Origin of the sequence: Planomonospora corallina (assembly GCF_042650625.1) — a bacterium.
GTDB lineage: Bacteria > Actinomycetota > Actinomycetes > Streptosporangiales > Streptosporangiaceae > Planomonospora_B > Planomonospora_B corallina.
Window position 1 is genome coordinate 232397 of sequence record NZ_JBHSBM010000013.1, and the last position, 12329, is coordinate 244725.

Genomic DNA, 12329 nt, shown 5'->3' on the forward strand with positions numbered 1-12329 from the left:
GCCGGTGCAATCTCCCGCTGAGATCATCCCGCACACCGGCGGGGCGATCGGCTACTCCTGGCTGATGATCGCGCTGCCGCTGCTCGGCGCCGCGATCCTGCTGCTGGGCGGCCGCCGCACCGACCGGTGGGGCCACTTCCTCGGCGTCGCCATGTCGCTGGGCGCCTTCGCCGTCGCCGTCGCCTCCTTCGTGGAGCTGCTCGGCCTCGACCAGGGCGAGCGCCGCCGCGAGATCGGGCTCTTCGAGTTCATCCCCGGCATGGTCGACCTGGGCGTGCTGATCGACCCGCTCTCGATCAGCTTCGCGCTGCTGATCACCGGTGTGGGATCGCTGATCCACATCTACTCGATCGGCTACATGTCGCACGACCACGACCGCCGCCGGTTCTTCGCCTACCTGAACCTGTTCGTCGCCGCCATGCTCCTGCTGGTGCTGTCGGACAACTACCTCGGCCTGTTCGTCGGCTGGGAGGGCGTGGGTCTCGCGTCCTACCTGCTGATCGGCTTCTGGCAGTTCAAGCCGAGCGCGGCCAACGCCGCCCAGAAGGCGTTCGTCATCAACCGCGTCGGCGACTTCGGCCTGCTGATCGCGATGTTCACGATCTGGACGACCTTCGGCTCGCTGGCCTTCCGCGACCTGGGCGCCGGCGTGGCCGGCCAGGCCTCCGAGGGCACGCTGACCGCCATCGGCCTGCTGCTGCTGCTCGGCGCCTGCGGCAAGTCCGCGCAGCTGCCGCTGCAGGCCTGGCTGCTGGACGCGATGGAGGGCCCGACCCCGGTCTCGGCCCTCATCCACGCCGCGACCATGGTCACCGCCGGCGTCTACCTCGTCGTGCGCTCCGGCGCCTTCTTCGAGGCCGCCCCGACCGCGCAGCTGGTCGTCACCATCGTCGGCGTCGCCACGCTCCTCGCCGGTGCCGTCATCGGTTGCGCCAAGGACGACATCAAGAAGGGCCTGGCCGGTTCGACGATGTCGCAGATCGGCTACATGATGCTCGGCGCGGGCCTCGGCCCGGCGGGCTACGCCTTCGCGATCGGCCACCTGATCACGCACGGCTTCTTCAAGGCCAACATGTTCCTCGGCGCCGGCTCGGTCATGCACGCCATGAACGACGAGGTCGACATGCGCCGCTACGGCGGCCTCTTCTCCGTCATGAAGATCACCGCGGTGACCTTCATGATCGGCTACCTGGCCATCATCGGCTTCCCGCTGCTCTCCGGTTACTACACCAAGGAGGGCATCATCGAGACGGCGATGCACCACAACCCGGTCCTGGGCTGGCTCGCCGTGCTGGGCGCCGGTCTGACCGGCTTCTACATGTCGCGGATGGTCTTCATGACCTTCTTCGGCAAGAAGCGCTGGGCCGACGACGCCCACCCGCACGAGTCGCCCGCGGTGATGACCGTTCCGCTGGTCGTCCTGGCGATCGGCTCGATCGGCCTGGGCGCCTTCCTGGTCCTGGGCAACCGGTTCATGACGTTCCTCGCACCGGCCGTCGGCCTGCCGCAGGAGCTGCCCGAGCCGCACGTCTTCGGGGTCGGCCCCGCGGCCCTGGCCACGCTCGCCCTGGTCGCCGCCGGCGCCGCCTTCGCGTGGTTCCGGTACGGCGCCGCCGAGGTGCCCGTCGTCGCCCCGCGCGGCTCCTTCCTCACCGCCTTCGCCCGCCGCGACCTGTACGGCGACGCGCTGAACGAGTCGCTGTTCATGCGGCCCGGCCAGTGGCTGACCCGCCTGTCGGTCTTCTTCGACAACCGGGGCGTCGACGGCCTGGTCAACGGCCTGGCCGCGGGCATCGGCGGGACCTCCGGACGCCTGCGCCGGGTGCAGACCGGCTACGTCCGCTCCTACGCCTTGTCCATCTTCTTCGGTGCCGCAGTGGTCGTCGGAGCGCTGCTCTACGTAGGGAACATGTGATGCCCTGGCTCTCGATACTGATGGCCGTGCCCGTGCTGGGCGCGGTGGGGGTGGCATGCCTCCCCAAGGGCAGCGACAAGCTCGCCAAGCAGCTCGCGCTGCTCGTCTCGCTGGTCGTGCTCGGCCTGACCATCGCGATGGCGGTCCAGTTCAGCCCGAACGGTGAGCGCTTCCAGTTCGCCGAGACCTACAGCTGGATCCCGGCCTTCGGCGTGAACTACGGCGTCGCCGTGGACGGCATCGCCCTGGTGCTGATCGCGCTGTCGGCGGTCCTGGTGCCGATCGTGGTCCTGGCCTCCTGGCACGACACCGACGGGCCCGCGCCCGACGGCAGGAGCGACGCCCCGGCGCCCAAGCGCTCCGCGAAGACCTACTTCGCGCTGCTGCTGGTGTTGGAGGCGATGATGATCGGCGTCTTCGCGGCGACCGACATCTTCCTGTTCTACGTGTTCTTCGAGGCCATGCTGATCCCGATGTACTTCATGATCGGGTCGTACGGCGGTGTGCAGCGGTCCTACGCGGCCGTGAAGTTCCTGCTCTACTCGCTCTTCGGCGGCCTGCTCATGCTGGTCGCGGTGATCGCGCTCTACGTGATCGCCGACAAGGGCACCTTCATGTTCCCCGAGCTGGTCGGGGTCATCCAGGACCCGACGACGCAGAAGTGGCTGTTCGCCGGTTTCTTCATCGCGTTCGCGGTCAAGGCGCCGCTGGTGCCCTTCCACACCTGGCTGCCCGACGCCGCCGCGCAGGCCCCGGCCGGCGCCGCGGTCCTGCTCGTCGGCGTGCTGGACAAGGTCGGCACGTACGGCATGCTCCGCTTCTGCCTGGAGCTGTTCCCGGAGGCCTCGAAGTACTTCGCCGTCCCGGTGATCGTGCTCTCGGTGATCGGCATCATCTACGGCGCCGTCGTGGCCATCGGCCAGACCGACATCAAGCGCCTGATCGCCTACACCTCGATCTCGCACTTCGGCTTCATCGCGATGGGCGTCTTCGCGATGACCCAGAACGCGCAGTCGGGCGCCACGCTCTACATGGTCAACCACGGCTTCTCGACCGGCGCGCTCTTCCTGATCGCCGGATTCCTGATCTACCGCCGCGGCTCCGCCCAGATCGCCGACTACGGCGGCGTGCAGAAGGTCGCCCCGCTGCTCGCGGGCGCCTTCCTGGTCGCGGGCCTGTCCAGCCTCGCCCTGCCGGGCCTGTCCTCGTTCGTCAGCGAGTTCATGGTCATGATCGGCACCTACGAGCGGTACGCGATCCCGGCGATCATCGGCGCGATCGGCGTGATCCTGGCGGCCATCTACATCCTGTGGATGTACAAGCGCATGATGAACGGGCCCACGGCCGAGACGGTCAAGGGCTTCGCCGACCTCAACGGCCGGGAGATCGCGGTGGTGGCCCCGCTCATCGCCCTGATCATCGCCCTCGGGTTCTTCCCCAAGCCGCTGCTCGACGTGATCAACCCCGCGGTGGACAAGACGCTGACCAACGCCCAGGTGTCGGACAAGCAGCCGGCTCCCACCGTCGCTGAGAAGAAGGGGTCCGGCCAGTGAACAACATCACGGCGCCGACGATCGAATACGCCCTGCTCGCGCCGCTGCTGCTCGTCTTCGGCGCGGCGATCGTCGGCGTGCTGGTCGAGGCGTTCGCCCCGCGCTACCTGCGCCGCTCGATCCACGTCCCGCTGACGCTGCTGGCGCTGCTCGGCGCGTTCGTGCTGACGATCCTCCAGGTGGCCCGGGAGGGCGTGCCCACCGAGCCCGCGGCCATGGGCGCACTCGCGCTGGACGGGCCCGCCCTGTTCATCTGGGGCGTCATCCTCGTCCTGGCGGTCGTCAGCACGCTGCTCATCAACGACGAGGACCAGTTCGTCGCGCAGGCGGCGGCCGTACCGGGCAGCTCGGACGAGGAGGAGGCGGTCCGCAGCGGATACGCCCAGACCGAGGTCTACCCGCTGCTGCTGTTCTCCGTCGGCGGCATGATGCTCTTCCCCGCCGCCAACGACCTGCTGGTCATGTTCGTGGCCCTGGAAGTGCTCTCCCTGCCGCTCTACCTGCTCTGCGGCCTGGCCCGGCACCGCCGCCTGCTCTCGCAGGAGGCCTCGATGAAGTACTTCCTGCTCGGCTCGTTCTCCTCGGCGATCTTCCTGTACGGCATGGCCCTGACCTACGGCGCCGCCGGCACGCTCGACCTGAACGGCATCCGCGGGGCGCTGGCCGGGATCAGCGGCGCGAACACGCTGCTGCTCATCGGCATGGCGCTGCTCGGCGTGGGCCTGCTCTTCAAGATCGGCGCCGCGCCGTTCCAGGTGTGGAAGCCGGACGTCTACCAGGGCGCGCCCACCGCGATCACCGCCCTGATGGCCTCCACGGTCCTGGTGTCGGCCTTCGGCGCGATGCTGCGGGTCTTCTGGGTCGCCCTGGGCAACCTGGAGTGGGACTGGCAGCCGGTCATGTGGGGCGTCGCGATCCTCACCATGGTCGTCGGCGCGATCCTGGCCATCACGCAGACCGAGATCAAGCGCATGCTGGCCTACTCGTCGATCGCGCACGCCGGCTTCATCCTGACCGGCGTGGTCGCGACGGGCGACTTCGCGCAGAACCAGGCCGCGCTCTCGGGGATCCTGTTCTACCTGGCCGCGTACGGCTTCACCACGGTCGGCGCGTTCGCGGTGGCGACCATGGTCCGCGAGGCGGGCGGCGAGGCCGGGCACCTGTCCAAGTGGGCCGGTCTCGGCAAGCGGTCCCCGATCCTGGCGGGCATCTTCGCGTTCTTCCTGCTGGCCTTCGCCGGGATCCCGCTCACCAGCGGCTTCTTCGGCAAGTACGCGGTCTTCTCGGCCGCGTACGCCGGCGGTGCGCTCCCGCTGGTCGTCGTGGGCGTGGTGACCTCCGCGATCGCCGCGTTCTTCTACGTCCGCGTGATCGTGCTGATGTTCTTCAGCGAGCCCGCCGCGGACGGCCCGACCATCGCCACCCCCACCGTCGGCACCTCGGCTGTGATCGCTCTGGCGGCGGCGGCTACCGTAGTCCTGGGAGTCTTCCCGCAGCCGGTGCTCGACCTGGCCGGCGAGGCGGCTTCCGCTCTGTTCATCCTCCGCTAGGAAGTTAGGACGTCATGGCTGCGCCCCCGGTTGTCGATCTCCCGCTCGTCGACGAGAGGCTGGCGCACGACCTGGCCATAGGACTGGCCGGGGTGGAGAAGCTGCTGCGGGCCTCGGTGGAGAGCGAGGACGCCTTCGTCACGGAGGCGTCCCGGCACCTCATCGAGGCCGGCGGCAAGCGGTTCCGGGCCATGCTCGTGCTGCTCGCCGCGCAGTTCGGCACGGCGACCGCCCCCGGGGTCATCCCCGGGGCCGTGGTCATCGAGCTGACCCACCTGGCCACGCTCTACCACGACGACGTCATGGACGAGGCCCCGGTCCGCCGGGGCTCGCCCTCGGCCAACGCCCGGTGGGACAACACCGTGGCGATCCTCACCGGCGACTACCTGTTCGCCCAGGCCTCGGAGATCCTCGCCGACCTCGGCGCGGACATCATCCGCATCCAGGCACAGACCTTCTCCCGCCTGGTCCGCGGCCAGATCCGCGAGACCATCGGCCCCCGCGACGGGGACGACCCGATCCGGCACTACATCGACGTGCTGGCCGACAAGACCGGCTCCCTGATCGCCACCTCCGGCCGGTTCGGCGCGCTGCTGAGCGGGGCCTCACCCGACGTGGCCGACCGGCTCACCCGCGCCTGCGAGGCCATCGGCGTGGCCTGGCAGCTCAGCGACGACCTGCTGGACGTCGCCTCGGAGTCGGCCGAGTCAGGCAAGACGCCCGGCACCGACCTGCGCGAGGGCATCCGCACGCTCCCGGTGCTCTACGTGCTCTCCGGCGACGACCCCGCCGACGCCCGCCTGCGCGAGCTGCTGTCGGGCCCGGTCGCCGAGGAGGACGTCGAGGAGGCCCTGACGCTGCTGCGGGCCAACCCCGCCATGGACCGGGCCCGCGCCGAACTGGTCGCCTGGGCGGACCGGGCCCGCGCCGACCTGGCGGAGCTGCCCGACATCCCGGCCCGCGCCGCCTACCTCGCCCTCTGCGACTACGTGGTGGAACGCTCCGGCTGACCCGGGCTCCGCCGCGTGTGCGGCCGTCGCACCGGCAGGTAGGCTCGGGAGGCAGATGGTCCGCCGCCGGGAGCCGGGACGCAGGTGACCCGCCGCCAGGAGGTGCGCGGTGGACGTCCCCGGCCCGGTGGCCGGGCAGTCCCACCCCGGAGGTGAGCGATGACGTGGGACCGGTTCGCTCTGCTGCACGCCCGGGTGGAGGCCGAGCTGGGCAAGGCGCTGCAGCGCGGCCACGGCCTGGGCCTGTCCGAGTACCGCGCGCTCAAGCAGCTGGCCGCGGCCCCGGACGGTGAGCTGCGGATGCAGGAGCTGGCCGAGGCGGTCGGGCTGAACCAGAGCTCGGTGACCCGCCTCATCGCCCGGCTGGAGGAGGCGGGGCTGACCCGGCGCGACCTGTGCGCCGCCGACCGCCGAGGCGTCTACTCCGTGATCACCGAGGAGGGGCGGACCCGGCTGGGGGAGGCGTCCTCCACCTACGAGCGGTCGCTGGAGGCCGCCCTGGACCGGGCCGACGCCGATCCCGCCCTGCGGGAGCTGGTCAGCGCGGTGCGCGGGCCGATGACCGCCCGGCGCTGAGGCGGGGCGGGACGGCCGCCCGGCCTTCCCGCGCCGGGGAGTGCCCGAGGCGTCCGGCGGCCCGCCCATCCGGTGACCCGAGAGCGGAGGTCCGCACGCGGGCGGTCACGCGCCGTCCGCGGCCTGCTGCTCGGCCGCCTCCAGGCGACGCCGCAGGTGCGCCCGTTCGGGCTCGGTGCCGGCCAGGCCGAGTGCCTCCCGGTAGGCCGCCGCGGCCTCGCCGAAGCGGCCGAGCCGGTCCAGCAGCTCCCCCCGGGCCGCCGCATAGGGGTGGTGGGCCCGCAGCCTCGGCTCGCCGGCCAGCTCGTCGAGCAGGGCCAGGCCCGCCGCAGGGCCGTCGCGCATCGCCACCGCCACGGCCCGGTTGAGCGCGACCACGGGGGACGGCGCCAGGGCCGCCAGCACGTCGTAGAGCGCGACGATCTGCGGCCAGTCGGTGGTCTCGACGTCAGCGGCCTCGTCGTGCAGCGCGGCGATCGCGGCCTGCACGCCGTACGGGCCGGGCGGGCCGCCGCGCAGCGCGGCCACCACCAGGCCGCTCCCCTCCTCGATCATCTCCCGGTCCCAGCGGCCGCGGTCCTGCTCCTGGAGCAGCACGATCCCGCCGTCCGGGCCCGTGCGGGCCCCGCGCCGCGCGTGGACCAGCAGCATCAGGGCGAGCAGCCCGGCGGCCTCCCGCTCGGCCGGCATCAGCCGGTGCAGGATCCGCGCCAGCCGGATGGCCTCCTCGGCGAGGCCGGTCCGCTGCAGGTCCGCGCCCGAGCTGGCCGCGTACCCCTCGGTGAAGATCGAGTACAGGACCTGGAGCACCTCGGGCAGGCGCCCGGGCAGCTCGTCGGCGCCGGGCACCCGGAACGGGATGCGGGCCTGACGGATCTTCTTCTTGGCCCGCACGATCCGCTGCGCCATCGTCGCGGGCGGCACCAGGAAGGCCCGCGCGACCTCGGGCGTCGTCAGGCCGGCCAGGCAGCGCAGCGTCAGCGCCACCCGGTCGTCGGCGGCCAGGGCGGGGTGGGCGCAGGTGAAGAACAGCTGCAGCCGCTCGTCGGGCAGGCCGCCGCCGGGGTCCGGAGGCGGGACGGGACCGGCCCGCTCCGCCTCCACCTGCAGGACGGCGAGCCGGGCGGCGTAGGCCTGGTCCCGGCGGAGCCGGTCGACGGCCCTGCGCCGGGCCGTCGTCAGCAGCCAGGCGCCGGGCCTGGCCGGCACGCCCTCCGCCGGCCAGTGCGCCAGCGCCGCCTCGATCGCCTCGGAGGCGACCTCCTCGGCCAGGTCGAGGTCGCGGAAGCGGCTCACGAGGGAGGCGAGCAGCCGGCCGTACTCCTCGCGGAACACCGCCTCCACCGCCCCGCCCGCACCGGGTCCCCTGCCGTCCGGCATCGTCGCCCTCCTCGCCGGTCCCTCCGTCAGACTCCGAAGTCGGCGACCGGCCGCACCACGACCGCCCCGCTGCCGCGCGAGCCGGGGCAGCGGGCCGCCCAGTCCAGCGCGGTGTCGAGGTCCGGCACGTCGATGACGTAGAAACCGCCGAGGACCTCGCGGGTCTCGGCGAACGGCCCGTCGGTGACGGTCCGCTCACCGTCCGGGCGGACCCGGACCGTCGTGGCGGTGACCAGGTCCGCCAGCGACTCGCCCGAGACGAAGATCCCGGCCTCGTGCACGGCCTTGTCGTAGGCCATCCAGTCCTCGACGGTGCACTCCGCGGCGGCGCCGTTCTCGTCGATCGCACCGGCCTGGATGAGCAGCATGTACTTCATGGTCCGCCTCTTTCCGCGTCCTGTCGTCCGTACGGCGCTCGCCGTACGTCATGACGACGAACGGGACCCGGCCGGATCGACAGCACCCGCAGAGATTTTTTCCGGGAACGGACACGGTATCCGCACCGGCCTCCGGAAGTCCGCCGGTAGGCGGCGCACGACCCGGCCGTTCCCGGCCGTTCTCCTCCGGAGCCGGGGCGGGGGACGGCCGGGGCGGCGGATCAGACGGTGGCGGGCTCCAGCCGCTCCGCGCGGCGGGCGGCGTGCGCGGTGCGGAGGCTGTCCCAGGTGAAGACGGACAGCGCCAGCCAGACGACGGCGAACCCGATCCAGCGGCTGGCGGGCATCACCTCGTGGGCGACGAACACGCCGCAGAGGAACTGGAGCACCGGGGCGATGTACTGCAGCAGGCCGATCGTGGTGAGCGGGACGCGGATCGCGGCGGCGGAGAAGCAGAGCAGCGGGACCGCGGTGACCACGCCCGCCCCGGCCAGCAGCAGCGCGTGCCCGGTGCCCGCGCCGCCGAAGGTGCCGGTGCCCTGGAAGGTCAGGTAGCCGATGTAGCCGAGCGCCGGGAGCAGCAGGACGAGCGTCTCGACGGCCATGCTCTCCGCCGGGCCGACCTGGGCGATCTTCTTGACCAGGCCGTAGGTGCCGAAGCTGGCGGCCAGCACCAGCGCGATCCACGGCAGCCGGCCGTAGTCGACGGTGAGCACCACGACCGCCAGGGCGCCGAGCCCGACCGCCGCCCACTGCAGCGGGCGCAGCCGCTCCTTGAGCAGCACGACGCCGAAGAGCACGCTGACCAGGGGGTTGATGAAGTAGCCGAGCGCGCTCTCCACGACGTGACCGGTGTTGACGGCGTAGATGTAGACGCCCCAGTTGGCGGTGATGATCAGCGCGGCGAGGGTCAGCAGGGCGAGCTTGCGCGGGGTGCGCAGGAGCTCGCGGACCCACGACCAGTGCCGCCGCACCGCGAGGATGGCGACGACGGTGACGAGCGACCACGCCATGCGGTGGGCCAGGATCTCCAGTGCGCTGGAGGGCTTCAGTAGCGGCCAGTACAGCGGGAACAGGCCCCACATGCTGTAGGCGGCGATGCCGTACAGGACTCCGCGGCGCGATTCAGGCATGTCCTCTATTTTGGCTGCTTACCATTTTTAATACAAATTAGTAATCCTGTTCTGATCATTAAGCAGTGCTAACGGGAACAGTGCGGCCCGGCGCGCGGTTGAGCAGAACGGAGAAGGCGACAGAAGGAGGACCCCGATGGGCTGGCTCTTCGGCAGGGACAAGGCGGCCATGGTCTCCCCCCAGGACGCGCTCCCCGGGAGGGAGGCGCGGATGCCGGTGCCCGAGCGGCACATGGTCCTCGACGGCCCGCTCGCCCCGCCGTACCCCGCCGGTACGGAGATCGCCGAGTTCGGCCTCGGCTGCTTCTGGGGCGCGGAGCGGAAGTTCTGGCAGACCCCCGGTGTGGTGTCCACCGCGGTCGGCTACGCGGGCGGACACACCCCCAACCCGACCTACGAGGAGGTCTGCACCGGGATGACCGGCCACACCGAGGCCGTCCGGGTCGTCTTCGACCCCGCGAAGGTCTCCTACGAGGAACTGCTTCGGGTCTTCTGGGAGAACCACGACCCCACCCAGGGCATGCGCCAGGGCAACGATGTCGGCACGCAGTACCGCTCGGCGGTCTACGTGCACTCCCCGGAGCAGGAGAAGGCCGCCCTGGCCTCCCGCGACGCCTACCAGAAGGTCCTCACCGAGGCCGGCCACGGCCCCATCACCACCGAGATCGCCCCGGCCGGTGAGTTCTACTTCGCCGAGGAGTACCACCAGCAGTATCTCCACAAGAACCCCGGCGGCTACTGCGGCATCGGCGGTACCAGCGTCAAGCTGGGTGACCCGTCCGAGTGGGCCTGCCAGACGGGTCTGACGAGCTCGGAGCAGTAAGCGCGGTAAGAGGGAGACCCTCGGGCCGCAGGGCTGTCTGAGGGTCTCGTTCGTTTTCCGGGTGTCGAGGGGACTGATGTCGAAGCGGTCGCGAGACTCTGATCTCCTGTCTGTGCTCACCCGTCGAGGCTCTGTCCGCAGCACTGGCTATTCTGTGTAGTTTTCTATATAGTTTCTGTATGACTGCTCTCCACCATGCGGCCGAACTCTCCGTCACCGAGGCCACGCAACGCGGAGTGGCCCGGCTGGTGGCGGACGCAGAACAGGGAGCCGATCTGGTCGTGACCCGCCGACATCAGCCGGTGGCCGCCGTCGTGAGTATCCGGCGTCTCAACGAGCTGGAGGAGGCCGCGGCGGACCTGCGTGATCTGGCCCTGGTTCTCGTGCGGGCGGCCACGGACACCGGGCGGCGGACGCCGATCGACGACGTGCTCTCCGCCTTCGGTCACACCCGGGAGTCGCTGGCCGCGATCCCGGATGAGGACGACTGACGGTGTCCGACGTCGTGTTCACCGATCCGGCCATCGACGATCTCCGTAGAATCGGCCCGGACGTCGTACCCAGAATCCTCAAGAAGATCCTCCTGTTGTTGGAGAACCCCGAGGCCGGTTACCCGCTCGGTGGGGAGCTGACTGGATTCCGCAAGCTCGTCGTCGGCCGGAACCGGAACACCTGGCGGGTCGTCTATCGGATCACCGATGACAAGGTGATCGAGGTCTGCGAGATCTGGGCCGTCGGGGAGAGGGCCGACGCCGAGGTGTACGCCGAAGCCAAGGCGCGGGTTCGGGCAGCGGGTGGCTCACGCCCTGAAGTTGTCCGTCTCGGCGAGGTCGTCGACCGTCTCGGAGCCCTGACCGATCACCTTCATGTCGACGCGCCGCCCGCACGGGAGCCGGTTCCCGGTTGGCTCGCCGATCGGTTGATCTACACCGCGGGCATGACCCGCGAGGAGGTGGCGGCGCTCGATCTGGAGCAGGCCGTCGATCTCTGGGCGGAGTTCCGTTCGAACCCTCGTTAGCCCGCGCCCGCTGTCCATGAGCGGGAAGGCATGCTTCGGATCCAACCGACCCGGGTCGCTGCAGCCCTGATGGCGCCAACGTCAAGCGGGGTGACCCGTCCGAGTGGTCCTGCCCGACGGGTCTGACGGTGCCGGAGGAACGGCGGCCGCCCGGGTGCCGCTGCGCCTGCTCTGGAGGCCGTTCCAGTACGGCTCGCGTCACCGCGGTGGGAGTTGGAGACCGCGCTCGTTCGCCCAACGCATCCGTGTGGAAACAGAGTGTGGGAGAGCGGCGCCCCATAGCATCGATGCTATGACCTGGGGTACCGTGGAACTGGAGCCAGAAGTTCGCAAGTGGCTTGAGGACCTGCCTTCGGCGCTGTTCGCGAGGGCGGCCTTCTACGTCGATCTTCTTGCGGCGGAGGGGCCTCTGCTGGGTGAGCCCTACACCAAGCAGTTGGAAGGCAAGCTGCGCGAACTCCGGTTCCAGCTCGACGAGTTCGCGATGCGGATCACGTACTGGATCGCGCCCGGTCGCCGGATCGTGCTTCTGACCGTGTTCCACAAGACGCGGGCACGTGATGATCGGGAGATCGATCGGGCTCGGCGGGCCGTGCGTCGCTGCATCGAGTCGGCGCACACCGTTGACGAGGAAGAAGTGGTATGAGCGAACAGGGAAGCTGGCGGGAGCTCAGGGATCGTCGGATGGCCGAGCCGGGTGCGGTCGAGGCGTATGAGGCCGCACGTATCGCCTATGAGCTGGGCAGGACGGTTCGGACGATGCGCGAGGGGCGGGGGTGGAGTCAGAGCGACCTGGCCCGGGAGGCCGGCATGACCCAGTCCGCGGTGGCCCGCTTCGAGGCGGGCGGGACCATCCCCACCTTGCCGGTTCTGGAACGTCTGGCACGCGCTCTGGACGCGGAGGTCGAGGTCCGTCTGACACCGAAGGCTCCAGCCGCCTGAGAGGTTTCAGGAGCACTCCGGATCTTGCCTCATGGCTCTCCGGTCGCTGCGG

Annotated in this window: 13 protein-coding genes; 10 read left to right on the plus strand and 3 right to left on the minus strand. The window is 70.6% G+C overall.

Translation table 11 applies throughout. The features are described 5' to 3' along the window. The first annotated feature begins 64 nt into the window (after window positions 1–64). From nuoL to ACFOWE_RS10390, 5 genes are all read left to right on the plus strand, one after another. On the plus strand, window positions 65–1915 hold the full coding sequence (gene nuoL / locus ACFOWE_RS10370) for an NADH-quinone oxidoreductase subunit L (protein WP_377287131.1): 1851 nt from the start codon (window positions 65–67) through the stop codon (window positions 1913–1915). Then, window positions 1915–3468, plus strand: coding sequence for an NADH-quinone oxidoreductase subunit M (locus tag ACFOWE_RS10375; protein WP_377287001.1), 1554 nt, complete (start codon window positions 1915–1917; stop codon window positions 3466–3468). Before nuoL ends, ACFOWE_RS10375 begins: the two co-directional genes overlap by 1 nt. Beyond that, the gene (gene nuoN / locus ACFOWE_RS10380; protein ID WP_377287002.1) at window positions 3465–5018 is read left to right on the plus strand and encodes an NADH-quinone oxidoreductase subunit NuoN; all 1554 of its coding nucleotides are present in this window, start codon (window positions 3465–3467) and stop codon (window positions 5016–5018) included. Before ACFOWE_RS10375 ends, nuoN begins: the two co-directional genes overlap by 4 nt. Before the next feature lie 14 nt (window positions 5019–5032). Further along, window positions 5033–6028 carry a polyprenyl synthetase family protein gene (locus tag ACFOWE_RS10385; RefSeq protein ID WP_377287003.1) on the plus strand — a complete coding sequence of 332 codons (996 nt, stop codon included), beginning with the start codon at window positions 5033–5035 and terminating at the stop codon, window positions 6026–6028. Window positions 6029–6187: 159 nt separating this feature from the next. Beyond that, complete coding sequence (locus ACFOWE_RS10390) at window positions 6188–6604, plus strand: MarR family winged helix-turn-helix transcriptional regulator (protein WP_377287004.1); 417 nt, start codon at window positions 6188–6190, stop codon at window positions 6602–6604. Between the two features lie 105 nt (window positions 6605–6709). Here ACFOWE_RS10390 and ACFOWE_RS10395 read toward each other — a convergent pair whose 3' ends face one another. The 3 genes from ACFOWE_RS10395 to rarD form a co-directional block, all read right to left on the minus strand. Next, entirely contained in the window at window positions 6710–7984 is a 1275-nt protein-coding gene (locus ACFOWE_RS10395; protein ID WP_377287005.1) for an RNA polymerase sigma factor, read from the minus strand. A 26-nt stretch (window positions 7985–8010) separates the two neighbouring features. Continuing rightward, window positions 8011–8361 (minus strand): YciI family protein, encoded by a 351-nt coding sequence (locus tag ACFOWE_RS10400; RefSeq protein WP_377287006.1) that lies wholly within the window; start codon window positions 8359–8361, stop codon window positions 8011–8013. Between the two features lie 221 nt (window positions 8362–8582). Further along, window positions 8583–9494 carry an EamA family transporter RarD gene (gene rarD / locus ACFOWE_RS10405; RefSeq protein ID WP_377287007.1) on the minus strand — a complete coding sequence of 304 codons (912 nt, stop codon included), beginning with the start codon at window positions 9492–9494 and terminating at the stop codon, window positions 8583–8585. Window positions 9495–9630: 136 nt separating this feature from the next. On the opposite strand from rarD, the gene msrA reads away from it, so the two are divergent. From msrA to ACFOWE_RS10430, 5 genes are all read left to right on the plus strand, one after another. Then, on the plus strand, window positions 9631–10317 hold the full coding sequence (msrA, locus tag ACFOWE_RS10410) for a peptide-methionine (S)-S-oxide reductase MsrA (RefSeq protein WP_377287008.1): 687 nt from the start codon (window positions 9631–9633) through the stop codon (window positions 10315–10317). Between the two features lie 179 nt (window positions 10318–10496). Beyond that, window positions 10497–10808 (plus strand): hypothetical protein, encoded by a 312-nt coding sequence (locus ACFOWE_RS10415; RefSeq protein WP_377287009.1) that lies wholly within the window; start codon window positions 10497–10499, stop codon window positions 10806–10808. 2 nt (window positions 10809–10810) lie between these two features. Next, window positions 10811–11335 carry a type II toxin-antitoxin system RelE family toxin gene (locus tag ACFOWE_RS10420; RefSeq protein WP_377287010.1) on the plus strand — a complete coding sequence of 175 codons (525 nt, stop codon included), beginning with the start codon at window positions 10811–10813 and terminating at the stop codon, window positions 11333–11335. 292 nt (window positions 11336–11627) lie between these two features. Then, entirely contained in the window at window positions 11628–11981 is a 354-nt protein-coding gene (locus ACFOWE_RS10425; protein WP_377287011.1) for a type II toxin-antitoxin system RelE/ParE family toxin, read from the plus strand. Then, the gene (locus tag ACFOWE_RS10430) at window positions 11978–12277 is read left to right on the plus strand and encodes a helix-turn-helix domain-containing protein (RefSeq protein ID WP_377287012.1); all 300 of its coding nucleotides are present in this window, start codon (window positions 11978–11980) and stop codon (window positions 12275–12277) included. The genes ACFOWE_RS10425 and ACFOWE_RS10430 overlap by 4 nt, the downstream gene beginning before the upstream one ends. Window positions 12278–12329: the final 52 nt, after the last annotated feature.

Excerpts from the sequence above, each read along its gene's own strand:
- ACFOWE_RS10390 (WP_377287004.1), top strand. The coding sequence starts at position 6,188 with ATGACGTGGGACCGGTTCGCTCTGCTGCACGCCCGGGTGGAGGCCGAG.
- ACFOWE_RS10375 (WP_377287001.1), top strand. The coding sequence starts at position 1,915 with ATGCCCTGGCTCTCGATACTGATGGCCGTGCCCGTGCTGGGCGCGGTG.
- ACFOWE_RS10415 (WP_377287009.1), top strand. The coding sequence starts at position 10,497 with ATGACTGCTCTCCACCATGCGGCCGAACTCTCCGTCACCGAGGCCACG.
- nuoL (WP_377287131.1), top strand. The coding sequence starts at position 65 with ATGATCGCGCTGCCGCTGCTCGGCGCCGCGATCCTGCTGCTGGGCGGC.
- ACFOWE_RS10425 (WP_377287011.1), top strand. The coding sequence starts at position 11,628 with ATGACCTGGGGTACCGTGGAACTGGAGCCAGAAGTTCGCAAGTGGCTT.
- msrA (WP_377287008.1), top strand. The coding sequence starts at position 9,631 with ATGGGCTGGCTCTTCGGCAGGGACAAGGCGGCCATGGTCTCCCCCCAG.
- ACFOWE_RS10430 (WP_377287012.1), top strand. The coding sequence starts at position 11,978 with ATGAGCGAACAGGGAAGCTGGCGGGAGCTCAGGGATCGTCGGATGGCC.
- ACFOWE_RS10400 (WP_377287006.1), bottom strand. The coding sequence starts at position 8,361 with ATGAAGTACATGCTGCTCATCCAGGCCGGTGCGATCGACGAGAACGGC.
- rarD (WP_377287007.1), bottom strand. The coding sequence starts at position 9,494 with ATGCCTGAATCGCGCCGCGGAGTCCTGTACGGCATCGCCGCCTACAGC.
- ACFOWE_RS10395 (WP_377287005.1), bottom strand. The coding sequence starts at position 7,984 with ATGCCGGACGGCAGGGGACCCGGTGCGGGCGGGGCGGTGGAGGCGGTG.
- ACFOWE_RS10385 (WP_377287003.1), top strand. The coding sequence starts at position 5,033 with ATGGCTGCGCCCCCGGTTGTCGATCTCCCGCTCGTCGACGAGAGGCTG.